General features: G+C 55.5%; 16 protein-coding genes and 2 tRNA genes. 7 read left to right on the forward strand and 11 right to left on the reverse strand.

Annotated features, from left to right (window positions below; genetic code table 11):
- Positions 1–17: 17 nt before the first annotated feature.
- The 6 genes from PuT2_RS00065 to PuT2_RS00090 all read right to left on the reverse strand — a co-directional run bounded on the left by PuT2_RS00065 (position 18) and on the right by PuT2_RS00090 (position 8,905).
- The gene (locus PuT2_RS00065; protein WP_093969002.1) at positions 18–3,116 is read right to left on the reverse strand and encodes a type I restriction endonuclease subunit R; all 3,099 of its coding nucleotides are present in this window, start codon (positions 3,114–3,116) and stop codon (positions 18–20) included.
- Positions 3,113–4,150, reverse strand: coding sequence for a virulence RhuM family protein (locus PuT2_RS00070; RefSeq protein WP_093969003.1), 1,038 nt, complete (start codon positions 4,148–4,150; stop codon positions 3,113–3,115). Before PuT2_RS00070 ends, PuT2_RS00065 begins: the two co-directional genes overlap by 4 nt.
- A gap of 10 nt (positions 4,151–4,160) precedes the next feature.
- Positions 4,161–5,387: a restriction endonuclease subunit S gene (locus PuT2_RS00075; RefSeq protein ID WP_093969004.1), complete on the reverse strand. Its 1,227-nt coding sequence runs from the start codon at positions 5,385–5,387 to the stop codon at positions 4,161–4,163.
- Positions 5,384–6,940 (reverse strand): type I restriction-modification system subunit M, encoded by a 1,557-nt coding sequence (locus PuT2_RS00080; RefSeq protein ID WP_093969005.1) that lies wholly within the window; start codon positions 6,938–6,940, stop codon positions 5,384–5,386. The genes PuT2_RS00075 and PuT2_RS00080 overlap by 4 nt, the downstream gene beginning before the upstream one ends.
- 189 nt (positions 6,941–7,129) lie before the next feature.
- Positions 7,130–7,205 (reverse strand) — tRNA-Asn (locus PuT2_RS00085).
- Positions 7,206–7,339: 134 nt separating this feature from the next.
- Positions 7,340–8,905, reverse strand: a complete 1,566-nt coding sequence (locus PuT2_RS00090) for a glycosyltransferase family 39 protein (protein WP_093969006.1) — start codon at positions 8,903–8,905, stop codon at positions 7,340–7,342.
- 97 nt (positions 8,906–9,002) lie between these two features.
- Here PuT2_RS00090 and PuT2_RS00095 point away from each other — a divergent pair, with 97 nt between their 5' ends.
- The 3 genes from PuT2_RS00095 (at position 9,003) to PuT2_RS00105 (ending at position 11,158) form a co-directional block, all read left to right on the forward strand.
- Positions 9,003–10,061, forward strand: a complete 1,059-nt coding sequence (locus tag PuT2_RS00095; protein ID WP_093969007.1) for an AI-2E family transporter — start codon at positions 9,003–9,005, stop codon at positions 10,059–10,061.
- A gap of 174 nt (positions 10,062–10,235) precedes the next feature.
- A complete protein-coding gene (locus PuT2_RS00100; protein WP_093969008.1) occupies positions 10,236–11,006 on the forward strand; it encodes a flagellar brake protein in 771 nt (256 codons plus the stop codon).
- Between the two features lie 76 nt (positions 11,007–11,082).
- Positions 11,083–11,158, forward strand: a tRNA-Thr gene (locus PuT2_RS00105).
- 136 nt (positions 11,159–11,294) lie between these two features.
- Here the strand turns inward: PuT2_RS00105 and PuT2_RS00110 are convergent.
- From PuT2_RS00110 to PuT2_RS00125, 4 genes are all read right to left on the reverse strand, one after another.
- A complete protein-coding gene (locus tag PuT2_RS00110; RefSeq protein ID WP_093969009.1) occupies positions 11,295–12,872 on the reverse strand; it encodes a TerC family protein in 1,578 nt (525 codons plus the stop codon).
- Positions 12,873–12,974: 102 nt separating this feature from the next.
- Positions 12,975–13,304 (reverse strand): hypothetical protein, encoded by a 330-nt coding sequence (locus PuT2_RS00115; RefSeq protein WP_093969010.1) that lies wholly within the window; start codon positions 13,302–13,304, stop codon positions 12,975–12,977.
- Positions 13,305–13,370: 66 nt separating this feature from the next.
- Entirely contained in the window at positions 13,371–15,755 is a 2,385-nt protein-coding gene (locus PuT2_RS00120) for a YbcC family protein (RefSeq protein ID WP_093969011.1), read from the reverse strand.
- On the reverse strand, positions 15,752–17,116 hold the full coding sequence (locus tag PuT2_RS00125) for an NADH-quinone oxidoreductase subunit L (protein WP_093969012.1): 1,365 nt from the start codon (positions 17,114–17,116) through the stop codon (positions 15,752–15,754). The genes PuT2_RS00120 and PuT2_RS00125 overlap by 4 nt, the downstream gene beginning before the upstream one ends.
- Positions 17,117–17,210: 94 nt before the next feature.
- Between PuT2_RS00125 and PuT2_RS00130 the strand changes: the two genes are divergently transcribed.
- From PuT2_RS00130 to PuT2_RS00145, 4 genes are all read left to right on the forward strand, one after another.
- On the forward strand, positions 17,211–18,119 hold the full coding sequence (locus PuT2_RS00130) for a LysR family transcriptional regulator (protein WP_093969013.1): 909 nt from the start codon (positions 17,211–17,213) through the stop codon (positions 18,117–18,119).
- Positions 18,120–18,160: 41 nt separating this feature from the next.
- Positions 18,161–18,631 carry a (2Fe-2S)-binding protein gene (locus PuT2_RS00135; RefSeq protein ID WP_093969014.1) on the forward strand — a complete coding sequence of 157 codons (471 nt, stop codon included), beginning with the start codon at positions 18,161–18,163 and terminating at the stop codon, positions 18,629–18,631.
- A complete protein-coding gene (locus tag PuT2_RS00140; protein WP_093969015.1) occupies positions 18,628–20,916 on the forward strand; it encodes a xanthine dehydrogenase family protein molybdopterin-binding subunit in 2,289 nt (762 codons plus the stop codon). Before PuT2_RS00135 ends, PuT2_RS00140 begins: the two co-directional genes overlap by 4 nt.
- Positions 20,917–21,037: 121 nt before the next feature.
- Positions 21,038–24,043 carry an autotransporter domain-containing protein gene (locus tag PuT2_RS00145; protein ID WP_093969016.1) on the forward strand — a complete coding sequence of 1,002 codons (3,006 nt, stop codon included), beginning with the start codon at positions 21,038–21,040 and terminating at the stop codon, positions 24,041–24,043.
- Positions 24,044–24,059: 16 nt separating this feature from the next.
- Here PuT2_RS00145 and PuT2_RS00150 read toward each other — a convergent pair whose 3' ends face one another.
- Positions 24,060–25,919: a diguanylate cyclase domain-containing protein gene (locus PuT2_RS00150; RefSeq protein WP_093969017.1), complete on the reverse strand. Its 1,860-nt coding sequence runs from the start codon at positions 25,917–25,919 to the stop codon at positions 24,060–24,062.
- Positions 25,920–26,034 lie beyond the last annotated feature (115 nt).

Raw genomic sequence — 26,034 nt, forward strand, 5'->3', positions numbered from 1 at the left:
CCTACTCCGTTGGATAGTTAAACCTTCCCACCCACACCTTTAAACTTCTCCACAAACGCCGCGATCTTCTGTAAAACAGTTTGTTTCTTGGTCAGGTATTGCGGGTTCAACGGGCTCATCTTGGGCAAAATGGTGTTCAGTTCGGTACCGTTTTCGCTGGCGTATTCGCGCCTCAATGAGTTGGCAATGTAGCGTCGGGCTTCTTCCGTGTTCAGGTTCTCTGTGCTGATCAGCTCGTTGGCTTCCCGCTGTTGTTCGGCTTGGGCGAAGGCGAAGAAGGCTTCAATGACGCTGGCTTTGTCGCCAAGCTGATCCAGGTTGGTTTGATTGATAAAGTCCACCACTAGGCTTTCTTTGGCGCGGTTGCCAAGGCTGGCGCGTATCACCCGGCGTACCTCTTCCACCAGGTCGGCTTTGCTTTTGGTTTTCTTGTTGTGCTGAAAGATCAACTCCAGAATGTAGTCCAGGTTGATCTCCTGGGATTTCAGCAGGTCCACCTCAAACACCACGTCGTCCCAGTCGATGGTAGAGGCGTCTTTTTCGTTGGCCGCTTTCTCTCGGCGCAGCCAATCGCGGATGTCGTTGTAGGTGGAACGGTAATCCTGAATTTTGCGCTCTGGCGGAATTTTTATGGCTTGAAGCGCCGCCAGGTCTTCATCACTCAAATAGTGCGCTGCTTTAAAAGCCTGTAGCGCCTCCGGGTCGTTAACGTCGATGTCTTGCAGAGCTTTCAAGCTGGCAAATTCATCATAATTCTGCAGTATGTTTTCTACCCGCAGGTATTCACCAAACAGTTTGGCAAAGGCTTTCTTGTCGGCTTCTTTTTCAATGGCCGCTGGGTCTGGAAAACGTTGTTCAAGCTCGCTGACGACATCCATAAAGCCGCGCCTTGCTTCACCGGTGACCACATCGGCAAAGCCTTCCATGTATTCCTTGTAGCTCTTTTCCAGCACCACGTTTTTGGTGTTTTTATCCCCAAACAGGGTTATAGCGTCGACCGTTGCCTTTTCCAGGTCGCGGAAGGTGACGATATTGCCGAAGATTTTAGTTGCATCGTAAATGCGATTGGTACGCGAGTAAGCCTGCATCAAGCCGTGGTAGCGCAGATTCTTGTCTACGAACAAGGTGTTCAGGGTGGGGGCATCAAAGCCGGTCAGGAACATGCCGACCACAATCAGCAGGTCGATGTCTTTAGACTTCACCCGCTTGGCCAGATCGCGGTAGTAGTTCTGAAAACCGTTGCTATCGACGCTAAAACTGGTTTTGAACCATGCGTTATAGTCGGCAATAGCCGCAGTTAAAAACTCTTTGGCGCTGCTGTTCATGGCAGAGACATCGAAGCTTTCGTCGGCGATATCACCTACCGCATTCTGCTCCTCGTTGGCAGCAAACGAAAAAATCGTGGCGACCTTCAGCGGCTTGTCGTTGCCTGCTTGAAGCTTGTTGAGCGATTCGTAATACAGCTTGGCGGCATCTACGCTGCTTACCGCAAACATGGCGTTAAAGCCCTTGGCACCGGCGTGCAAACGATGGGTTTTCTGGCGGTAGCTCTTCAGAATATACTGCGATATTTCCTGAATACGGTCTGGGTGCAACAAGGCCTGCCTGTTTTCTGCTGCACTCAGCTTTTTCTCATCTTGCTCGGTTTCAATGGCTTTGAACCGTGGACGTACATCGTTGTAGTCCACCTTGAATTTCAGCACCTTTTCATCACGAATGGCATCGGTAATGACGTAGGAGTGAAGTTCGCGCCCAAACACGCTGGCCGTTGTTTCAGCGCCCAGGGCGTTTTGCGGGAAGATGGGCGTGCCAGTAAAGCCAAACTGATAGAACTTCTTGAATTTTTTCTTCAGGTTCTTTTGCGCTTCACCGAATTGGCTGCGGTGGCACTCGTCAAAAATAAACACCACCTGCTTGCCATAAATGGGCAAGTCACCTTCGCTTTTCATTAGGTTGTTAAGCTTCTGGATTGTGGTGACGATAATCTTGTTATCGTCTTTTTCCAGGTTGCGCTTCAGGCCCGCCGTACTGTCAGAGCCATTCACGCTATCGGGCGAAAAACGCTGGTATTCGCGCATGGTCTGGTAGTCCAGATCTTTGCGGTCCACCACGAAAAACACCTTTTCTATGAACTCAAGTTCGGTGGCCAAACGTGCAGCTTTAAAACTGGTCAGGGTCTTGCCAGAGCCTGTGGTGTGCCAGATGAAGCCGCCGCTTTCCGTTTTGCACCAGCTTTTGCTTTGATACGAACTATTGATCTTCCACAAGATGCGCTCGGTGGCCGCGATCTGGTAGGGGCGCATAACCAGCAACGTGTCACTGACATCAAATACCGAGTAACGCAGCAACACATTCAACAGCGTGTTTTTCTGGAAAAAGGTTGCGGTAAAGTCCTTCAGGTCTTTGATCAGGCTGTTGTCCGCCTTCGCCCAATTCATGGTGAAGTCGAAGCTGTTCTTGTTGCGCTGGGTGGTGTTGGCAAAGTAACGGCTGTCGGTGCCGTTGGATATGACAAACAGCTGCAAATATTTGTACAGCGAGTTTTCGCTGTTGAAGCTTTCCTTGCTGTAACGGTGAACCTGGTTGAAGGCCTCACGAATAGCCACGCCACGTTTTTTAAGTTCAATTTGCACCAGCGGCAACCCGTTCACCAAAATGGTGACGTCGTAGCGGTTGGCGTGGCTGCCGGCTTGTTCAAACTGCTTGATGACCTGCACTTTATTGCGGGCAATATTTTTCTTGTCCAGCAGGTAAATGTTCTGGATGCGTCCGTCGTCGAACACGAAGTCGTGAATGTAGTCATCGTGAATTTTTCGGGTTTTATCGACGATGGTGTCACTGGGCTTGTCCAGATAGGTTTCAACAAAACGCCGCCATTCACTCTCTGAAAACTCTACATTGTTCAAGGCCTGCAGTTGCACCCGCACGTTGGCCAGCATGGTATCGGGGTTGTTTAAACCGGGCAGATATTCATACCCCTGGTTAACCAAGTCCTGGATCAGTTCACGTTCCAGATCACCTTCACTTTGGTAGCTTTCGGCTACCCTCCACTCCTTGGTGTACTTGTCCAGAACGATGAAGTTATTGGATTCAGCGATGGTTTTGTAGTCACTCATTGGGCCGGCCCTTTCTTGCTCAGCATCTTTTTCACGGCACGGTCAAAGTCGGACTCGATTCGCTGCTGCTTGTTGAACTTTTCGTATTCAGCAAACGCCTTTTGCTCGGCCTGGCTCCGGGTGATGGAACCGTAGCCCTCCAAAACCTGGTATTCGTTAAAGGCCAGAAATTTATTGACGCTTTCAGCAAAACTTGCCATGGTGAACGGCTTTTTGCGCTCGATAACGCCCTCGATATAATCAAAAAAAGCAGAGACGGTACGCTCCAGTTTCTTGATGTCTGCCTCGCTTAAATAGTTTTTTGCCACTACCGAGTCCGACTTCAATACCCGGCCCGCCGGTGCATTTTTGTAGGTGCTCATACCCATCAACGGCTGGCTGGCATCGGCTTTCAGTGCAATTATTTCTGCTGCCGTGTGGCCGGTTATGGCGAAGTGAAATTTGTCTTGTACGTGGGCATAAAACAGGCGTGTGGTTTCAGACTTCGGGTCGTAATCGATGCTGCATTCGGCAAAAATATCGGTAATCTGCTGGTAAATTCTCCGCTCGCTGGCGCGAATAGAACGCACCCGCTCCAACAGTTCGCGGAAATAATCCTTGCCAAAGTAACGGCCGTTCTTCAGGCGCTCATCATCCATGGCAAAGCCCTTGATGATGTACTCTTTGATCAACTGCGTTGCCCAGATACGGAACTGGGTAGCCTGGGCGGAGTTAACGCGGTAGCCGACCGAGATCACCGCATCGAGGTTGTAGTACTTCACCTGCTGGGTTTGGGTTAACCCTGCCACTGCACCGTGCTCAGTGGTTGTTTCCAAAATGGAAATAACCAGTTCCTCTTGCAACTCCCCACTGTCAAAGATATTTTTCAGATGCTTGGATATCGCCGGCACGCCTACGCCAAACAATTCTGCCATGCGTTTTTGGGTTAGCCACAGGGTCTCGTTGCCAAGCAGTACTTCGACTTTGATCTGGCCATTGGGTGCGGTGTAGAGCAGAAATTCGGTGGTCTGGTCTTGCAGGCTAAGGTTGGCCATAAGCTCCCTCCTATGCGTTTACAGAAGGCTTGACCGCTTCCGGTTTGGGGAAACTTAGCAGCAGGTCGCGGTAATATTCGTATTGCTTTTGGCGAAGGGCGATTTCGCGGGGCAAACCTTCTGCAATGGAGGTGGTGAGGGTGTCAAATTTATCGAGAATAGCGGCGATGCGCGCTTGTTCGTGGAGTGATGGTAACGGTATCGGAAAATTTAAAAACATTGGTCTACGCAGTGAGGTAACAGATGAACTCACTGACGCTCTTTGTATATACGTATAAAAATTTGCTTCTATATAGTGGTACACAAATCTCGAATCCATCGTGTTATTCGGGACAATACGATATGCCCGCTGATGCAGCGCATACTTACCTTGGGCGTAATGAAATACCTTCCCAACTCCTGCGCCATCTCCGGCAGTGATTATTGCAGTTTCATCAAAGTCAAATACGTTTAGTTTTAACGGCTCTCGGCCGCGAGCATAAAAAATATAATCACCATCCTCTATGGCATCTTGCGTGTCATGACTGCCTGTGCCGATTTGGGCCACTTCTCCCAACGTTTTCCACTCCACTTCCCCGTCTTCAAAACTTAGCAGCTTGTCGCGATAGTAGTTGTACTGTTTTTTGCGGGCAGTAAGCTCGGTGGTAAGCTCGGTGGTAAGCTCGGTGGTAAGCTCGGTGAAAGCATCCAGAATGCGGACGATTTCGGCCTGGATTTCAAGAGATTTTTTGGGTTTTTCCGGACATGGAATAGGTATTCTAATTTTCGCCATATCTGTGGCGGATACGTCAATTACCTTTGTTCCTTTTGCATACTTTCTTTTTTCACTTGAAAACTTATCTGTCTGGGAGAAATACGCAAAGTATTTTCCCAATATACAGCTGCCAGGCTTGAAGATGGTTGCATGCCCTCCGGTGACTGCTTGAAGTTCGCCAAGATATACGAGGGTTTTACCCACATCCTCCAGATTCTCGCTAGTATTTGTGATTACGACATCGCCCTTTTCAACCTTTCTTAGCTGCCTTGCCAAGTCAGAGGAAACAAACGACTTAGTCTTCGTCGTCGATAGTCCGTAGTATGTATAAATCTGGCCATAGTGAATAGCAGGTATGCCTTCTTCGGTGAAGTCCTTCTTCTGCAAACCATTGCCGCGAACTAACTCACCAAGTTCACCCAGAGGCTTCCAATCCACCTCAACCCCATCCAGCAGCCTATCCATAAAACTCACGCTGCTCATGTCCCAAGCTCCTTACCCTCAATCTCTGCCACAATCGCGTCAATTTCCGCCCGCAGCCTGTCGATCTTGGTAACAGTACTTTTCAGCTCCGCATTAATCCGGGCAATATCCACCACTTCACGGCTATCTTTGGCTTCGACATAGCTGCTAACTGACAAGTTGTAGTCATTTGCGGCGATGTCTTCAAAGGGAACGGATCGGGCAAGATGGTCAACATTTGCCTTGCTGTCGAACACCTGCATAATTTCTTCGACGTGTGCATCGGTAAGCGTATTGTTGTTGGTTTCCTTTTTGAACAGGCCACTGGCGTCAATGAATTGAGTGGTGGTGTCGGTTTTGTGTTTTGACAGCACCAGAATAGTCACTGCAATGGTGGTGCCGTAAAACAGGTTGGGCGCCAGCGAAATCACTGTTTCTACGTAGTTGTTATCTACCAGGTACTTTCTGATTTTTTGCTCGGCACCACCCCGGTAAAAAATACCGGGAAAGCAAACGATGGCGGCGCGGCCTTTGCTAGAAAGGTAGCTAAGCGCATGAAGCACAAAAGCGAAATCGGCTTTCGATTTCGGCGCCAGCACGCCCGCCGGGGCAAAGCGCTCATCGTTAATCAGCGTAGGGTCGTCGGCGCCTACCCACTTCACCGAGTAAGGCGGGTTAGACACAATGGCATCAAAGGGTTTGTCGTCGCCAAAGTGCGGGTCGATCAGGGTGTTGCCCAGCCGGATGTTGAACTTGTCGTAGTTGATGTTGTGCAAGAACATGTTCATACGCGCCAGGTTGTAGGTGGTGTGGTTGATCTCCTGGCCGAAGAAGCCTTCTTCAATAATGTGGGCGTCGAAGTGCTTTTTCGCTTGCAACAGCAACGATCCCGAACCGCAGGCGGGGTCATAAATTTTGTTGACGCTGGTTTGCCCATGCATGGCCAACTGAGCAATTAGCTTGGAGACGTGCTGCGGTGTAAAAAACTCACCGCCTGACTTGCCCGCGTTGGCCGCATAGTTAGAGATCAGGAATTCATAGGCATCGCCAAATAGGTCGATTTGGCTGCCGTGAAAGTCGCCAAGATCCAGGCCGACTACGCCTTTAAGCACAGCGGCCAGGCGCGCATTTTTATCCTTTACCGTATTGCCCAGGCGGTTGCTGGTGGTGTCGAAATCGGCAAACAGGCCTTTAATATCGCCCTCTGACGGGTAGCCGTTGGCCGAGCTTTCGATAGCAGCAAAAATAGCGGCCAAGTCTGTGTTCAGACTTTCGTTGCCAAGGGCGTTTTTGGTAACGTTTACAAACAGCTGGCTGGGGTAAATGAAGTAGCCCTTGGTTTTGGTAGCGTCGTCTTTTATTTCCGGCGTAATGACGCTATCGGGCAGTTCGGCATAGTTGATGCTGTCGTCACCTGCCTGAATATAGCTGGAAAAGTTTTCGCTGATGAAGCGGTAAAACAGAGTGCCCAGCACATACTGCTTGAAATCCCAGCCATCTACGGCACCACGGACATCGTTGGCAATGGCCCAGATTTGGCGCTGCAGGGCGGCCCGTTGTTGGCTACTCGTCATACTATTGATCCTGTTTCCGTTCACATCTATTCAAGCCGGCCACCCGTTTACAAAACAATGGCTCACCGGTTGTTTACGTTTAGTAACATCAAACCATGGCACTTGTCCAGACTCCCAACACAAAAGCCTTTAGCCAGCGCCCAAAAGCAAAACGCCAACCCCGAAGGATTGGCGTTTTGCTTGAATTTTTGGCTCCCCGAACTGGGTTCGAACCAGTGACCTGCGGATTAACAGTCCGTCGCTCTACCGACTGAGCTATCGGGGAATTGAAAGAACATAACTATAGCACATTTATTTTTTGGTGTGCAAGCCAGCCCTAACTTTTTTTGCGTTTAACTTTGCTTGCCAAACCGCTGCACCTGCAATGATCAAACGCTACACCCACCTTTAAATACCCTTTTAGCCGGCGGCAAGCCTGCAATTGGGTGTAGGCGGCGTAATCCCCCATTTTACCGTAAAAATGGGGCTCTTGTCAGACGACCATTGCTGTTTAAATTCACCCTGCATTGGCGACTTGTCGAACAGGGCCATGAGCTCGGTCGACCAGTACCCTCGACCGTCGGGCGTGTAAACGACCAGCACCCCACAATCAAGGGCGGTTTCAGGGGTCAGCCATGGCGACTGAAAGTAATCGGCGCTGATAAATACTTGCGTGTCGTCAGAAACATTCATGGCTACATTACCCCCAAACCAGGTATCGGACGCGACCAGTCTCAATGGGGCGTTGGGCACATGCTGCGCCCATACCTGCTGCAATTGCGCGGCGATTTCGGGGCCCGGGAATGTTGAGCGTGTCATACGCCCTGTCTCGTAAGCCACAGGGCCGCGCGCGACCGCGTAGCCGACGGCCATGAGCACATGCAAGGCAATAGCAACGACAGCGGTGCGGCGCAGCCATACCTGGTCGCTGCCCTTAAGGCGCCAGAAGGCGTAAAAGCCAAACAGAATAAAAAACGTTGTGCCCCATGAGGCCACCAGCTTGGTGCCCAAAATAGCCGACACCAGCAAGGTCATGGCAAAGGGCCCTAACCCCACCCACAACAAAAAGGCTCGCGCCTCGGGCGTTATCGACTGAGCATAGGTGTATGTTTGCGCCGAGTGCAAAGTGGGCGCGGCGTCGCGGCGCTGCCACCACCACAAGGCAAACCACAGCACAAAAAGCGGCGCCATCCGGGCCACCTGGTCTACCGAAAAATCAACCATGCTTTTCAGGACGTCGATATAGCCACCATCTACGTCCATGGAATTATCGGCGTAACGCAGCGGTGCAAAGTCGTGGGCAACCAACCAGAACACATGCGGCAACACCACCACTAAAAACACCACGGTTGCCGCGCCAATACCCTTCCATACGGCCGGGCGGCGCAAATACCCATGCGCCAACATGAAGACAAAAAACACCGCAAACTGGATGAGGGCACTGTACTTGGTCAGCATGGCCAAACCGGCCACCAGACCCAGCCATAACCAGTTAGACAACCCGTCGTCTCGTAGCGCCCTGAACAACAGCCAGATGCACGCGGCAATAGACCACAGCTGCGCCGTATTGTGGTTATATATGGTTGCCCGCAACGAAAAATACATGGTGACCGACACCATAATGGTGGCAATCAGGGCGCGGCGTGGCGTGGTGAACTCGCACCCCAGCAAGTACACAAACCATAAGGCCAGTGCCGACACCAGTTGCCCGGCAAAAAATGTCAGCCAAATAGGTCGACCAAACAGCTCTACCAGTACGTACATTAACCACGACGGCAACGGCGGGTGCTTTGAGTACCCCCACTCAAGGCTGGACGCCCACACCAGCTCTTCCATGCCGTCAAGATCAGGCGCTTTATGGCTGAAGGCACAAAGTGCCGTCCAGAGCACCACCACCACGGCCAAGTAGGCCAGCAATAACCAGTGTGTAGTGGAACCAGACTGACGTTGAAACGACGAAGGGACGGAACCAGAATGTGAAGTCATGAAGACGCCCGAGAGTAAAAATGGGTTAAGCGCAAATAATTAACGGTATGATGCTGATCTGATTTTTACGGGATTTTATGTGAATCACGGAGCCCATATGCGCAATAGTGGCATTTACTTTCGAAGCTTTGTAACCCTGCTGATTATTGTATCGGTGGCCTTCGGCTGGCTGCTGCTGCCTTACTACAGCGCGCTGTTCTGGGGTTGCGTGTTTGCCATCAGTTTTACGCCCCTGCATCGCAAGCTGCTGGCCAAGATACCGGCGCACCCCAATACAGCGGCGCTGGGCACATTGCTGCTGTGCTTGGTTGCCGTTATTTTTCCGCTGATCATCTTGACCAGCGCGCTCATTCGCGAAGGCGCCACCATTTACCGGCGCATCGAAAGCGGGCAGCTTAATCTGGGGCTTTACTACGAACGCATCATCAATGCCCTGCCCGAGTCGCTACACCACTGGCTCGAAGAGCTCGGCGTCGCCGACGTGTTCAGTATTCAAGAAAAGCTATCGGCCGGCGCCCTTGAGGGTAGCAAGTTCCTGGCCAGCCAGGCCGTCAATATCGGGCAGAACACGGCCGGCTTTTTAGTCAGCATGGCCATCATGCTGTATTTGCTGTTTTTTTTGCTGCGTGACGGCCCCTCATTGGCACGAACCATCAACCTGGTTATACCTTTAAGCGACGAGCACAAGCAGATGCTCATCCAGAAATTCATCACCGTCGTGCGCGCCACCGTCAAAGGAAACATTGTCGTGGCGGCCACGCAAGGCGCACTGGGTGGGTTCATTTTCTGGGTACTGGGTATCGACGGCGCACTGCTGTGGGGTGTGATTATGGCGTTTTTGTCGTTGCTGCCCGCTGTAGGCGCCGCCATCATCTGGGCGCCAGTGGCTGTCTACTTCCTGGTCACCGGGGCATATTGGGACGGCGCCATTTTGATTCTGTTCGGGGTGCTGGTCATTGGCCTGGTCGACAACATTTTGCGCCCGCTGCTGGTGGGCAAAGACACCAAAATGCCCGACTACGTCGTACTGATTTCTACGTTGGGCGGTTTGGCCACCTTCGGCCTTAACGGCTTTGTCATTGGGCCACTGCTGGCCGCCCTATTCATGTCGGTGTGGTCGCTGTTCCCGGCCGCCATCAACGCTCAAAAAACGTAACAAATTAAGGGTAATGTACCGAATAGCACTTGTTGTGCGTTGCAGACGCCCCAAAGCAACCACACAATCGGTACAATTTGCCTATTACATCCGGCGAGCCTAGGCCATTTTCCCTAAAAAATGTAACAATTCGCACAGGGCTTGCCATATTGCTGCACCTATAAAAACATTGCCATGGACAACACCCCCGACACACTGCCAAACCCAAACATCGACGTCAACGACCCGCATACGATTACGGCGGAGCTCGAAATTCAGTCGGTGCTGCGCAATATCCAGCGTCAACGTTCGCTATTGCATGTGCATGTGTCCAACAGCATCACGGCCATGATCAGCACCGTCCTCGACGTCGATCGCAACAGCAATCAATGGATATTCGACATTTCGGCCGACGCCAGCACCAATCAACGGGTACAGTCGGCCAACAAAATCATTGTCGAAACGTCGCTAGAAAAAATTCATATCAAGTTTGTATGCAGCGGTGTAAAACCCTGCGATTTCGAAGGCAAGCCCGCTTTGTGCGCTCCCCTGCCCCAGGCCCTCAGCTACCTTCAGCGGCGCGACTTCTACCGTATTAACACACCCATTACCCATCCGATCATGTGCCGCATCCCGGTGCGCGAACACCAAAAGCTCAAAGTGGTGTCGCTACCCTTGGGCGACATCAGCGGCGGCGGCATCGGCGTGTTCGACGATCATCATCTGCCCGAGCGCTCCATGGGCACCATCTACGACAACTGCGAAATCACGCTGCCCGATGTCGGTGTTATTACCGTCACCCTTCGTATTCAACACGTTGTCGCACAAGAGCTACCCAGCGGCAAAACGCGTTTTCGCGTGGGCTGTGCCTTCGTGCGGCCTTCCGGCCCCACCCTTAACCTCATCCAGCGTTACGTGGGCAAGCTCGAGCGCGAACTGATCGCCAAGCGGCGCGGCTTCGGTTAATGGCCACACGGCTTCCTGGCATTGCACCCGAAAAACAAAATTCGGTATAATTTTGGGCTTAGCTTTTACAGCTTTGGCCGATATAGCTCAGTTGGTAGAGCAGCTCATTCGTAATGAGAAGGTCGTAGGTTCGACTCCTATTATCGGCACCAAAATACAAAGCCCTTTCTGGCAACAACCAGAAAGGGCTTTTTCTTGGGCGGTATTGGCCGATGAATAGCCTGTGAACCTGGCCGCTACCAACCGTGGCCGGCGAAGTAGCCGGCAACGATTAGCGCACAACCGCAATTAACCAGGATTGGACTCAATCGGGGTGCCGTTGTCCTCGATGACGCGACTGACCTGCACCCAGGCAATACGGCGCTCGGTCACCTCGACGACCTCGAACTCGAGCCCATGTACAAAGGCACGCGCGCCGGGCTCGGGCAAACTGCCGAAATAGTCGAGCAACAGGCCCGCTACCGATGTGATCTCAACATGGTCAACAGGCAACGGGTCGACGTCTAGGGTCAGTTCCAGGTAGCGCAAGTCGGTGGCGCCGGCAACACGCCACTTACCTTCATCCAGCACCTGAATATCGGGTTGCTCATCTTCGTCGGGGAAGTCGCCGGCAATGGCTTCCAGAATATCGATGGGCGTAATCAACCCCTGAATGGTGCCGTATTCGTCGGCCACCAGCACCAATTGGCCACGCGAACGTCGCAAGGTTTCCATCGCGCTTAAGACACCCGTAATCTCGTTGATAATGATGGGCTCGCGCAAACACGACAGCTTGGCCAACGAACGGCCCTCCATAATGTCGGCCATCAGGTCTTTGGCGCGAGCAACACCCAACAGGGTGTCAAGGTCGCCACGGCAAACCGGAAAGAAACTATGAGGTGTGGCGCGCAGCATTTCAATAATTTTGGCCGGCTCGTCATTGACATCAACCCACGACATGTCGGAACGAGGCGTCATGATGGAGCGCAATGAACGCTCGCCCAGCGTCAATACCCCGCTGACCATCGTGCGCTCTTCGGCGGCAAAGACTTTGGCCGCTTCATCGGTCTCTTCGGCGGGCAAATCGCTCGACGTCTCGGACGCCGCTTTACGACCGCCCAAAATACGCAATACGGCTTCGGCCGTACGATCGCGAAACGGTATGGCTGCGCGATTGCGCAAAACGCTGCGCCGGGCCAACTGGTTGAAAAACTCGATAAGAATCGAAAAGCCAATCGCTGCGTAGAGATAGCCTTTGGGAATTTTGAACCCAAGACCTTCGGCCGTCAGGCTCAAACCAATCATCAGCAAGAAGCTAAGGCACAACACAACCACCGTGGGGTGCGCGCTGACAAAACGGGTCAGCGGCTTGGAAGCCCACAGCATGATCCCGATGGACACAATCACTGCAGCCATCATGACGGGCAGCTCGTCGACCATACCCACAGCCGTGATAACGGCATCAAGCGAGAACACGGCATCAAGGACGACGATTTGGGCCACCACAACACCAAACCCCGCGTACACCTTAGACTGAGCGTGCTGATGTGTACGCCCCTCCAGGCGCTCATGCAGTTCGGACGTGGCTTTGAACAACAAGAACAGACCGCCCAGAAGCAAGATCAGGTCACGCCCGGAAAATGACAGGGTGCCGATCGTGAATAACGGCGTTGTCAGTGTGACCAGCCACGAGACAATAGTCAACAGGCCCAGGCGCATCAACAGCGCAAGCGACAGACCAATGACGCGGGCCCGGTCGCGCTGATGCGGCGGCAGCTTGTCGGCCAAAATAGCAATAAAGATCAGGTTGTCGATACCCAGTACGATTTCGAGGACAACCAAAGTTAGAAAGCCTACCCATATATTGGGGTCTAGCAGTAATTCCATGACGAACAATTTCCTGAAAAGAAAATATCAATGACTTTTAATAAAACGTCGAGCCCCAAGTCGCAGGGTCAACGTATTTGATGCCAACAGCACAATGCGTTTTCAGGCCCGCAGTCTGGGCGGGTCGAGCATCGGAAAAGTCAGGACAGGGAATAGATAGACAGGGGCGGCGACGCGCTGTACCGGCGGCTCGGTCGTTACAGTACCAAGCGCCCAACGCACAACAGAGTCAGAAAGATCGGCATGAGGCGACTGGGACGCCGGGTCGGCGTGCGATGCCGCGACTTCGGAGGTGGCGTGCGACGAAGCGTCGACCAGAAAGGCAATGATGGCAGCTGGCGCCACCGGCGTTAACCCGACGTCGTCGAGCGATTCGTCGAGCAACTGGAAAGCAGTAAGGAAGGCGATGAACAGGACGAAAAATCGTCTCATACAGCGAAAGGAGAGTTTCGGAAGTTTCGAGTATAGCGGAACTTCCGTCGCTCGCCGTTTCGCCCACTACGCGGCCCGCCAGCCGTTGCGGGTCAGTTGTTGCAGTTGGGCCGGGTCATCATCAAGCCTGAACAGATGCAACCATTCGTTATCGACAAGCGCCTTTACCGCAGCATGGCGGTTGTAAATATCTTCAATCGGAGCCGCCGGGGCCGCCAGATACGCCGCCAGCCTTAAAGGCTCGTGACGCCAGCGCTTACCGTCGTGCACCGACTGCAAGGGCAAGCCAATGCGCAGGTCTCCACCATTGCCCTCGAACACGCCCAAATGACCGCCCACGACATTGTGCAGAATCTTGTTGCCGCTGCCGTAATGCCGATGATCGGTAACCGACGCGTAATACTGCATGTTGATCCAGTGCGCCACCACCATCGGCGCCGTCATGATCAGCTCGAGCACAGCGCCATCGGTGTCCCGGCGCCAATCATAGTCATGCAAAAAGGCACGGCCGGCCAGGTCGATATGACGGGTACGCGCACGAGGTGCGGCAATAAACGCGGCATTGTTGGCCAGCCCCCATTCGGGCCGAGGCTGGGACCAGTCGCGCGCGCGCTGCTCAAAGCGCTTCTTCAAAAGCGCATCGTTGTCAGGCTTGATACCCAGTTGCGGCGCCCGGCGACGACGCGCCATACACGAGGCCGCCTCAAGCCAAACTCGCCCCTGCGCCGACAGCACGGCGTCAAAGCAGATGACTTCATCTGTCGTCGTATCGTGCAGCGCGGCGACGAACTGGGTGTCATCAGGGATATCAATCGACAGCCCGCGCAAACCCGAACGGACTTGTGCGTCGTTCAGCAGCATGGCCAGCACACGCGCATTCAGCGCGCCGTCATGCCCGCCACATGCACCGCAATCGAGTCCGGCAGCATGCGGATTGTTCTGACTGGTGCTCCCATGACCCACTAACAATACTTCGGGTGCAAAAGGCCCAGTCAGACTCATATTTCGCAGGATACCGGCCACCAGCGCAATACGCTCATCTGGGGTCAATGGGACGCCACCCTTCTGCAATTGCCAGGTCACGTTCGCCGACTTGACCGAATCAGAGGCCTGCCCTGAAGACGGGAAAAAGCCCGCTTTGAACAGTTTGAACGCATAGCCCAGGCCCAGGCTTTCGACAAGACTGAATGTCGTCGGCGCAAGGCCGTTGCAATCGAGCATGCGAGCCCGCCGATTCAGACGCTGTGCATAACGCTCGGCTTTGTCATCAGACTTTACAGGCTGCTCGAGCACATCGATCTGCCCCTTGAGCAAACCCGGCAAACGCGCCTCGCTGCTCACGGCGCCCAAGGCTCGATAGCGTATTGGCAATCCGAAAAAACCGGCGAAGCCCAGCGTTTGTATCGTTGGGTCTTGGGCTTCGAGCGCACGCCGGTAGGGCTCGGAACGGACATCGATACAGAACACGGCCTGCAGATTGGGACGAACTGCCAATGGCGCAGGTACAGGCATGCGCAAACGCGCGTGCAAGGGCGAACGATAAGCGCGCTCTATATCCGCCTGCTTTTCCCACAGTAGCGTCTGGGCTTGCGCATGCCACTGCACCATGTCGTCTAGCGCCTGCCACTGTTTTTGCCAGGCCGCTTGCAATGACCGCCACACAGAAGGGTCGGCTGATTGGCAATGCCGCCACAACGCCAGTTCCCAGGCCAGGCGCACTGCCAGCAACTGCAGCATCATGTGGCTACCCACCCCGGGCGCAGCGTCGGCGTAACGATCAAAGTAGGCGCAAAGCGCCGCCCAACCTTTCACATCAAGCAGTAAGGCATGCAGGTAATCTTCGGCGCTGTCCCCATGGGGGACCAAGACCTCGATGGCTTCGGCAAATAATTGTTCGTGCGTGGGCGCCAGCCGTTCAAACGCATTATGCAACCCCGGTTCGCCCATCAAAATTTCTATGCCACGATCTGCCTGCACGAAGGCAAGCCACTCGGCATAAAGAGACCCGCCCAACACGCGACCGGACGCAGCGCTGCGATGCAAGGCGCCCTGCTCCCGCTGCAAAAACATGGCGCAAAACTGACTGATCTGATGCGTCACTTCATCAGACCATCTCATCTTGTGACGGCGATCTTGCAAATTATCGAGCCAGGCCGGAATATTTTTCCAATGCGGCGCTGCTACAGGCCTATTCGCTTTGCCAACGTCGGGCGCGCCATCAGGCCGCTGCTTTTCAAACCAACTGGCCGACATCAAACAATGCACATCACCCAGCGCGGCAAGCCTTGCCGACACGCAATGGAACGGTTCATCGCGCATTTCCCACCATGGGTTGACGGCAATCAGGGCATCCAGCGGCCACGACGGTGCAATGCGTGCGCACGCCTGCTCTGCAGCGAGCCGCCAGGCCGCTTGCGCTGCCAGGGGTTCGTTCAAATCGTTGGGCTTCATGGTGTTACCCCCTCGACCCGGGCAAAATGCGTGCCACGTGACCGCGACGGCACCGGCAGTTGTACCGGCCAGACACGCAAGGTAATGCGGGTGGCCCACTCATCCAGGTACAAGCCGGCAAACAGCCAGCGTTGAAAATTTCGGCCTAAGGGCGTGTCTGGCCCGTGCACCAGAAGCAGGTGTCCGGCAAACAGCAACGCAGTCAGCGCGATTAAAGCGATATCGGCCCAAAGGCCCACAGCAACCGGCACACCATGAACCCAGTGGCCAAACAACACCTTTTGCCCGACATACAAGGCGGCAATCAGAGCGGCGACAAACGTCGCATAAAGCATACCGCCCTTAACGGCAACGCTGGAGCGCTGGGCTACCAGCACCGCCAACGCCAGCCCCAACAACACCCAGGGGCCTGCCGGGCCCTGGCCACCCGATGCCAGGGCCCCCGCCCCGGCCAGACCTGCACCGACAAGCAATGCGGGAAACCAGACCCAGGCGCGCACCGCCGCCGCAGGCGACATTTGTGTGAGGCGATAGGCTTGCACAGCAGAGCCTGAATTTAAAAATGCAAAGGCCTTGTAGCAAGAGTGCGCCACGAGATGCAACAGCGCCAGCTCGAACAAACCCATGGCGCATTCAATAAGCATGAAGCCCATTTGGGCGCATGTAGACCATGCCAGCCTGACCTTGACGCTGATGCGCGTGGCCATGGACAACGCCGCCAGCACAACGCTGGCACCGGCAACGGCAATGACCAGCGCCTGCGCCGATGTGGATTGCAGCAACAACGGCCCAAACACGATCAGCAAGTACCCACCCATATTGACGACACCCGCATGCAGCAACGCCGACACAGGCGTAGGTGCCTCGACCACCTGCATCAACCAGCCATGAAACGGCAACTGCGCGCATTTAATCAGGGCGGCCATGGCAATCAGCACGGCGGCCCACTGTCCTGCGGTAGACGCGTCATTGTCAAGATAGTGCTGTGCAATGGCGCTGATTTGCCAAGTGCCATGCTCGTGGTGCAGCAACAAAAATGCAGCCAGCAAGAACAATTCTGCCAAACGGGCAAACAAGAACTTTTTGTGTGCGGCCAGTGCAGCGCGGGGCCGGTCGGGATAGAAGCGCAACAGCGCATGCAACGAAAAGCTGATGGCAACCCAGCCAGCCAGAAACACCAGCAAATGGTCAGCCGTTACGGTAACCGCCACCGACAGCAAAACACCCGTCAATGCCGCGTAGTAACGATATCGACGCGGTTCGCCTTGCAAATAATTTTGTGAGTATTTAACGATGACCAGCCCGATGAATGTGATCAATATCAACATGACCACAGACACGACATTAAGTGATGGACCCATGAAAACTTCCTAGTTGTTGGATGGCGCCAGTATGAATACGCCCAACCATTCTGTAAAATATATAATTATTAATTAATCGTTCGCTTTTATTAATATGAGCCGTCTGAACTACCATCATCTGTACTACTTTTGGCGCGTCGCGGTTATTGGCAACCTGACGCAGGCGGCAAAAAACCTGCATGTGTCGCAGTCGGCACTGTCGGCCCAAATTCGCCAGCTCGAAGACACGCTGGACGTCAAACTGTTCGACCGCGTCGGCCGCGCATTGGTATTAACCGAAACGGGGCGACGGGTGCTCGTCTACGCACAAGACATTTTTTCGAAAGGCCAGGAACTTGAGTCTTTGTTAAGACGCGGTGAAGAGCCCACCGTACAGACGTTGCGTATCGGCGTGCTGTCGACCATGTCCCGTAACTTCGTCGAAGCCTTTGTCTCGCCGCTCATGGGCAACCCCAACGTCCGGTTTACCCTGAACGCCACGCATTTCGACAACCTGCTGAACGGGCTGGGCAAACACCAATTTGATCTGGTGCTGTCCAACATTAGTGCCACATTAGGCACGGGGGCAGGCATCGATGGCGAACACCTTTGGCAAAGCCAGTTGCTGGCGCGCCAACCGGTATCTATCGTGGGCCCGGCGCACCTCAAGCCCGAGACCCGCTTCCCGATCGGTTACACCGACAAAAGCTGGATTCTGCCCGGTCGCAACAGCGATATACGCACGGCCTTCGAAGGCTTTTGCGCCCTCGTCCAATTTGAACCCAAGGTACAGGCAGAAACCGATGACATGGCCATGCTGCGCCTGCTGGCGCGAGATAGCGGGTCATTGGCTGTCCTGCCTGCGGTGGTGGTGCGCGACGAAATCCAGAACGGCGTGCTGGTCGAATACATGACGATTCCCAACCTTTACGAACATTTCTATGCCATTACGGTAAAGCGGCAGTTCGTTCCTGCCATCGTCGGCGAACTGCTTTCCCGCCCATTGCAGCAAGTCCTGCAATAGAAAGCATTTACACTAAAAGCGTTCACTCACGAGGTAACCAAATGGCCACAATCACCATCAATGGCAACGTCAAAACCATCGACGTTGCACAAGACACCCCACTGTTATGGGTCTTACGCGACGAACTGGGCATGACCGGCACCAAGTACGGCTGCGGCATGGCTCTGTGCGGCGCCTGTACCGTGCACATCGACGGGCAGCCGGCGCGCGCCTGTGTCACGCCGATTTCAGCCGTAGCCGGCAAAGCCGTCACGACTATCGAAGGCCTGGAATCCGACCCCGTCGGGCAAGTAGTGCAACGCGCCTGGGTCGACAACAACGTCGCCCAATGCGGCTACTGCCAGGCAGGCCAGATCATGACCGCCGCCAGCTTGCTGAAAACCACACCGCAACCCACAGAAGACCAGATCGATGACGCCATGAACGGCAATATTTGCCGTTGCGGCACGTATCCCCGCATTCGCAACGCCGTCAAGCAAGCCGCGCAAACCCTCGCGGGGGAGGCCAAATGAACAACAGCACACCCCACATTTCACGCCGCCGCTTTCTGCAAGGCAGCCTTGGCGCCCTGACCCTGGCGGTCACCAGCACAGGCATTATCTCTCGCGTACATGCGGCCGAAGCCCAGAAGTACGGGGCCGACTCGATGCCTGGCGGAACCGTCGACGACCCGCTGACGTTTATTTCAATTGCGGCCAGCGGCCTGGTCACGATTGTTGCCCACCGGGCTGAAATGGGTACTGGCGTGCGCACCAGTCTGCCCATGATTGTGGCCGACGAGCTCGACGCCGACTGGAACCAGGTCACTATTGTTCAAGCAGGCGCCGAAGAGGCCCGTTACGGCAACCAGAATGTCGATGGCTCACGCAGCGTGCGTCACTTCTTGATGCCCATGCGACGCGCCGGCGCGGCAATGCGCCAGATGCTTGCTACGGCTGCGGCACAACGTTGGGGCGTACCGCTCGACCAGGTACGCGCCGACAACCACAGCATTGTTCATGTCCCATCGGGCAAAAAACTGAGTTATGGCGACTTGGCCGCCGATGCAGCAAAGCTGCCCGTCCCCAGCGGCACAGCCCTCGTACTAAAGACGCCAGCCGAGTTCCGTTATATCGGAAAAGAAGCCGTCAAACTGGTCGACCTGGAAGACATCGGCGCCGGCCGCGCGACCTACGGCATTGATTTTCATTTGCCAGGCATGGTGTATGCCGTCGTGGCCCGCCCACCTGTCGTGGGCGGCAAAGTCAGAAAATTTGATGCGAACAAAGCTCTGGCGGTAGCGGGTGTTCTTAAAGTAGTCGAGATCCCGACGTTTTCAGGGGCGCCGGCTTTCCAGCCCCTGGGTGGCGTGGCCGTGGTTGCACGCAACACCTGGGCCGCCATGCAAGGCCGCGCGGCGCTTGATATTGAATGGGATGACGGCCCCAATGCGTCTTACGATTCTGCCGCCTACCGCCACACCCTTGAAGCGGCAGCGCGTGCACCGGGCCAGACGATGCGCAACGAAGGCAACGCAGCACAGGCATGGCAAGCCGCCACCGCCGAAGAACGCGTCAGTGCCGAGTATTACATCCCGCATCTGGCGCATGCTTCTATGGAGCCCCCGGCCGCCACGGTAAAAATAAGCGATAGCGGCGCCGAAGTCTGGACGTCAGTGCAAAACCCGCCAGCGGCGCAAAGCGCCGTCGCATCCAGGCTGGGCATCAAGCCGGAACAGGTCAAAGTCAATGTCCTGCTGCTGGGCGGCGGATTCGGACGCAAGTCAAAGCCCGATTTCGTCGACGAAGCAGCAATCGTGGCCAAAGCTATGCCCACGGGCACCCCGGTAAAACTGGTCTGGACACGAGAAGATGACATCAGGCACGACTACCTGCATACCGTATCGGTCGAACGCCTGGAGGCCGTCATGCGCAAAGACGGCCAGGTAGCGTCATGGCTGCACCGCAGTGCGGCACCAACCATCGGTTCGCTGTTTACTGAAGGCGCCGAGGGCGAGCAACTATTCGAGTCTGCCATGTCAGCGATCAACATGCCTTACCGCATCCCCAATGTTCGCATCGAAACCGGGAAGGTTCCGGCACACGCACGCATTGGCTGGTTCCGGTCGGTATCGAACATCCCCCACGCTTTTGCGGCGCAAAGCTTCATCGCCGAACTGGCCCATCGCGCAGGCAAAGACCACAAAGCCTTTGCACTCGACCTGATCGGCCCGCCCAGACGCATCAACCCAACGACGCTGGCCGACACATGGAATTACTCGGAATCACCCGAGACTTACCCGTACGACACCGGGCGGCTGCGCGATGTTATCGAAGCGGCAACACGCGGTGCCGGTTGGGGACGCGAGTTACCTAAGGGGCACGGGTTAGGCCTGGCGTTTTGCTACAGTTTTGTCAGCTACACCGCCACGGTGGTAGAAGTGGCCGTCAACGACCAAGGCGAGCTTCAAGTTGTGGCCGTCGACATGGCCATCGACTGCGGCCCGCAAATTAACCCGGAACGTATACGGGCACAAATGGAAGGCGGCGCGATTATGGGGCTCAGCCTGGCATTAAGCGGCGAGATCAGCTTCAAGAACGGACGTGTCGAGCAAGGCAATTTCCACGATTACACGGTACTGCGCCACCCCAAGTCGCCCCGCGTCATTCGCACGCATCTGGTTAACGACAATATTGATACCCCCCCGGGCGGCGTTGGTGAGCCGCCGGTACCTCCCGTGGCACCCGCCTTGTGCAACGCCATTTTTGCCGCCACAGGCAAGCGCATTCGCAGCTTGCCCATACGGGCCTTAACCTGAGTTGACAAAATCCCGAGGCAGGTTGACCCGAAAAGTAACTTGCTGAATAATCAGGTATTACTTTGATGCAAATTAAGTACCGGCCTTATACAGGCCGGTACTTTTTTCACCAAGGGGAAACATGGCCCAGGCAAACCGACTCATTCGCAAGACAAAATGGCTGCTGTCATCGGCGCTGCTGTCGGGGCAGTGCCTGGCCGCACCGGCATTTGTTGCCGACCCCTCCTCCTTCATCAATACCGAGTTTCTGGCCAGCCGGGCCCTTCTTGATATCAAGGCCCAGTATGCCTATGCACGCGGCTTCACCGGCAAAGGGGTCATCCTGGCCATCGTCGACAGCGGCCTCGATATCAACCACCCCGAGTTTCTAGGGCGCATATCCGCGTTGTCGCGCAGCTTTGCGAACGCATCGGCCCCCAACGACCTGAGCGACGTTGAAAAAGACGGGTCGATCGACGGCCACGGCACGCACGTTACTGGCCTGGCCGGGGCGGCACGAGACGGCTCAGGTATACATGGGGTTGCATTTGACGCAACACTGCTGGCACTGCGCGCAGTTGGCTTTGAAAACCAGGCCGAAAACCGGGCTATCTTGCACGCCATTGAATCGGGCGCCCAGGTACTGAATGGCAGCTACGGCCCAGGCACAGTCGAAAGGTACATCACCGACGAAAACGGCAACCGCGTCAAGAACCTGAAGTGGGCAGAGCTGAACCAGCCGACGCTGCTTGCCGATGAAGTCATACCCGAATACAACGCCCTGAAGCGGGCGGCGGATGCAGACATTGTGCTGGTTTACGCCGCCGGCAACGAATATACCGATCAAGAAAAGGCAGCGACACTGCCTTCCGGTGCCGGCCTTTACCCGCTCATCACCCCGACCAACACGGCATCGGAGTTATATAAATTTATTGAAAACGACCCTAACGCCGAAGAGCAAGACCCCAGTACCTGGACGTACATCGACAAGACAGACGCCCGTATTAAAGACCTCGACTTCTCGGCGCTGAAAGGCGCGCTAATTGCCGTTGTGTCGGTCGACCGGGAAGGCAATATTGCCAGCTACAGTAACCGCTGCGGAGCAGCCGCCGCCTGGTGCCTGGCCGCCCCCGGTGGCGATTTTTACACCACTGCGAACTACAACAGCGATGTCTCGCAACTGTGGTCGACCTACCCGTACGGCAGTTATACCAACATGGCTGGCACGTCTATGGCCTCGCCCATAGCGGCTGGCGCCGCAACCATCTTACGCTCGGCCTTCCCCTATATGACGGCCCGCCAGATCATCGAAGTAATTTTGACCACGGCAAACAGCACCGGCGTCTGGGGCGACACCGCCATCTATGGCCACGGCATGCTTGACCTGGACACTGCCACCAAAGGGCCCAAAGTCTTCGGCGAACCTGGCTTCCCCGACACCTTCGACGTCAACACACGCGGCTATGACTCTCACTGGAGCAACAATATTAGCGGCACCGGCGGCCTGATCAAAAGAGGAGCCGGAACGCTGACGCTTTGGGGCGACAACACCTACGGCACGACCCGGGTTGCAGGCGGGAAACTGGTCATTAATGGCAATAGCAGCGCTGCCGGCAAGGTAACGGTGGACGCCCCTGGTATTTTGGGCGGTACCGGCACATTAAGCGACCTCGACCTGTACGGGCGCCTAGAGCCAGGCAATTCAATTGGTACCCTGACCGTTAGCGGCAATTACCAACAGTTCGCCGGCTCGGTGCTGCGTATCGAAATCAATGATCAGGGCCAGTCTGACCGGGTTGTGGTGATGGGTAACGCGGACATTCAGGGCGGCGCTCTGCAAATCGACGGGTTGACGGCAGGCGCCCTGGGTAAAGATTACAACTTCTTCTCTGCAGGGACTATAACGGCTGGCAGTGCCTTCGACACGACCTCGCTTGGCCGCGCGTTTATCGACCTGAACACGACGCTGGCAGGCACTGCATTTACGCTGCAAGTCCGTCGTAATGCTAGCCGGTTCGCACAGGTGGCCGACACAGGTAACCAGCGTGCAACAGCCAACGCCATCGAGACACAAGGCTTGGGCGGCACAGTTCACGATGCTTTTGTACTGCTCGATACCGCCGCCAATGGCCCGGGTGTGCTCGACGAACTATCCGGCGAAATCCATGCCTCGATGCAAAGCGCACTGTTGAATAACAGCAGCATCTTTTACCGTGCCGCCGCCGATCGCCTGTGGCAACGTACCGCATGGCCCGTCCACGCCACGAAAGCATCGGGTTCACCACGTGCGCAGGCCTCAGGCCACATCGGCGCAAACAGCGCACCGGGCCAGCGCCAAAGCTGGATTCAAGGTATTGGGCGCTGGGGCCATTTGGGTGGCACTGCCAATGCAGCGTCGGCCCAGCAATCACTCGGCGGCCTGATGTTTGGCGCCGATACCCACCTGGGCAATCACCACTATGCCGGCGTAGCCATAGGGCTGACCAACGAAACGTTGCGTACCACGGGCAGCGCCCGTGCACGCACCGATGGCTATCACCTGATGGGCTATTCAGGCTGGTCTTTCGGCAGCTTGAATTTACGCAGTGGGGTCGGTCACACCTGGTACAGCACATCGACGAATCGCAACATTGCTTTTGGCGACCTGGGTCGGGCCCGTGCAGCATCGCGCGCGCAATCTACACAACTTTTTGTCGAAGCGGGCTATGCCCTGGGTGGTGCCGCACTGCAGCTCGAACCTTATCTGGGTCTGCAGCATGTCTGGCTATCGCGTAGTGCGTTTAACGAAGACGACAGCCGAGCCGCGCTGAACGTGGCACGTTCAAGCCAGCATGTCACGCTGTCCAACCTTGGCATACGAACGCAGTGGGCCCTGCATGACACGCCAAAATTTAATGTAGCCGGCACCCTCAACATGGCCTGGCGGCGCGCGTGGGGCGACACCGAGCCTGCTTCAATACAGCGCTTCGCCACCGGGCCAGCGTTTACAGTGTCTGGTGCAAGCCTGGGCCGCAACGTCATGGTGTCAGAACTGGGGCTGACCTTTACAGGAGCCCATGGCAGTGTTCTCAGTCTGGGGTATTCGGGCCAGTTTGGCAGTGGCAACCAACAACATGGGTTTGCAGCGCGCGCCCAATGGCGGTTTTAAGCAGCGGCAAACGCCTTTAACCCGCAGTTGAGGGCGCCCAAACCTGATAACCGTTACGGCCCGCTTCTTTAGCCTGGTACAGCGCCTGGTCGGCTCGGCGCAACAAGGTACGCGCCTTGTCGCCATGATCGGGGTAAAACGCAATGCCAACGCTAGTGCCAATATCAATATCGCGTTTGCCGACAACAAACGGGGCTCCGATCGCATCGACTATTTTATGGGCCACTTGCCCGGCGTCAGCCTCTGACGCAATGCTTTCAAGCACGACGACAAATTCATCGCCCCCCAGGCGCGACACGAGGTCGGACGCCCGCACGGCGGAACGCAGTCGGTCGGCCACCTGCTTCAGCAACTGGTCGCCTACCTCGTGGCCGAAAGTATCATTAACGGGTTTGAAACGATCAAGGTCGCAGAACAAAACCGCGATTTTCCGTTGCTGGCGCGCCGAACGCGTCATCGCCTGTTCAAGGTGTTCGCGCAACAATGTGCGGTTGGGCAAGCCGGTCAAACTGTCGTAAAGCGCCAGCTGTTTAAGCCGGTCTTCTTGCTCTTTTTGGTCAGTAATATCATTGAACACGCCCACGTAGTTGACCACGCTGTCGTTGTCGTCGCGGATAACGCTGATGCTGAGCAGCTCGGGAAAGACCTCTCCGTTTTTGCGAAGTGCCCAGACTTCGCCCTCCCAATGGCCATCAGCCAGCAAAAACCCGACGACGCGACGGAAAAAAGCATCGTCGTGGCGGCCCGTCGGGCGGTGCAAGAGTTCGTCCATAAGTCGGCCGGCAGCTTCGGCGCCCGCATAGCCGGTAATACGCGTAAACGCCGGGTTAACCGATATGATCGTACCCGACGCATCCAGAATGACCATCGCTTCAGCAGCCTGCTCGACCGCTTTGGCAATCAACCGCAATTGCGCCTCGGCGCGCCTACGCTCGGTGACGTCTTGCACCATGCCCACCACACGATTCAAGCGACCGTGACGATCGGTTTGCGCTTCGGCCCTTAAGACCACCATTCGGGGATTACCGTCGGGACCATTGAACACGTGTTCGGCCTCGACCTCGGTGCGCTGAAAGTCTTGCACCTCGACAAGCTGAGCGCTGAGCCGGTCGCGATCGGCGTCAGAGAGCCGCGCAAAATAGGCGTCAAGCGTCGGGAGCGGATTATGCTGCTCTGGATCAAAACCCAACGCGCGCAACGTGCCATTATTAATATGCAATTGGCCGGTCAGGGGACGCCACTCCCAGTGGCCCATGCGGGCGATGCGCTGCGCTTGCGCCAGACGTGCATTTTTCTTCTCAAGCTCAGCCTCGTATTTCATGGCCTCAAGGAAACGCCCGATATCTCGTCCCAACAAGCGAAACAGCAGGCGCATCCCCTCTTCCGGGGGGTCGCACTGCGTACTGGCCAGCTCGATAACCCCATACACGCACTGACCGTGCCGAAGTACAAAAACCAGCACGTTGCAGATATTGTTTGCCGCTGCGGACGCTTGCCGCGTAGCATTGGGCAACTGTTTAAGCTCGGGAATCCACACGACATCGCCAGCTTCGAGCGCCTGGGCAGGCGCATGTCCCCCTTGGGCAAAGTCAAGCCGCCGACTAGCCTCAAGATAAGCCGCCACATCGACATCGGGGTCGAACCAATAAAAATGCTGGACGTGGTCATCATCGAACAACCAGGCCTGGGTGAGGTCCCAACCTTTGGTGCGCCCCAGCGTGGTCAACACATCATGCATTGCGTCGTCGACAGACTGCGCCTCGGCCAAAATGCCCGCAACCTCGTACTGCAAATGCAAACGTTTAACCAGTGCAGAGGCGTGCGCGAGCCGCGCCTCGAGGTCTTCGGTGGAAGTCGGTGCAGAGGGTTGAACCAAGATAAGCTGCCTAGACGTTAACAACAAGCATGAGATTAACGAGCGAAATTTTACTCTGGGCAGCCCCAACAAAAAGCACCTGCCAAACAAACAAGGGGCAGGCAAATATTTGGCT

Source organism: Pusillimonas sp. T2 (assembly GCF_002236805.1).
Classification (GTDB): Bacteria; Pseudomonadota; Gammaproteobacteria; order Burkholderiales; family Burkholderiaceae_B; genus Neopusillimonas.

Bases quoted from the DNA above. Each gene is read 5' to 3' on its own strand.
- PuT2_RS00100 (WP_093969008.1), top strand. From the start codon at position 10,236: ATGGACAACACCCCCGACACACTGCCAAACCCAAACATCGACGTCAAC.
- PuT2_RS00090 (WP_093969006.1), bottom strand. From the start codon at position 8,905: ATGACTTCACATTCTGGTTCCGTCCCTTCGTCGTTTCAACGTCAGTCT.
- PuT2_RS00125 (WP_093969012.1), bottom strand. From the start codon at position 17,116: ATGGGTCCATCACTTAATGTCGTGTCTGTGGTCATGTTGATATTGATC.
- PuT2_RS00145 (WP_093969016.1), top strand. From the start codon at position 21,038: ATGGCCCAGGCAAACCGACTCATTCGCAAGACAAAATGGCTGCTGTCA.
- PuT2_RS00075 (WP_093969004.1), bottom strand. From the start codon at position 5,387: ATGAGCAGCGTGAGTTTTATGGATAGGCTGCTGGATGGGGTTGAGGTG.
- PuT2_RS00095 (WP_093969007.1), top strand. From the start codon at position 9,003: ATGCGCAATAGTGGCATTTACTTTCGAAGCTTTGTAACCCTGCTGATT.
- PuT2_RS00080 (WP_093969005.1), bottom strand. From the start codon at position 6,940: ATGACGAGTAGCCAACAACGGGCCGCCCTGCAGCGCCAAATCTGGGCC.
- PuT2_RS00120 (WP_093969011.1), bottom strand. From the start codon at position 15,755: ATGAAGCCCAACGATTTGAACGAACCCCTGGCAGCGCAAGCGGCCTGG.
- PuT2_RS00110 (WP_093969009.1), bottom strand. From the start codon at position 12,872: ATGGAATTACTGCTAGACCCCAATATATGGGTAGGCTTTCTAACTTTG.
- PuT2_RS00140 (WP_093969015.1), top strand. From the start codon at position 18,628: ATGAACAACAGCACACCCCACATTTCACGCCGCCGCTTTCTGCAAGGC.
- PuT2_RS00135 (WP_093969014.1), top strand. From the start codon at position 18,161: ATGGCCACAATCACCATCAATGGCAACGTCAAAACCATCGACGTTGCA.
- PuT2_RS00065 (WP_093969002.1), bottom strand. From the start codon at position 3,116: ATGAGTGACTACAAAACCATCGCTGAATCCAATAACTTCATCGTTCTG.
- PuT2_RS00115 (WP_093969010.1), bottom strand. From the start codon at position 13,304: ATGAGACGATTTTTCGTCCTGTTCATCGCCTTCCTTACTGCTTTCCAG.
- PuT2_RS00070 (WP_093969003.1), bottom strand. From the start codon at position 4,150: ATGGCCAACCTTAGCCTGCAAGACCAGACCACCGAATTTCTGCTCTAC.
- PuT2_RS00130 (WP_093969013.1), top strand. From the start codon at position 17,211: ATGAGCCGTCTGAACTACCATCATCTGTACTACTTTTGGCGCGTCGCG.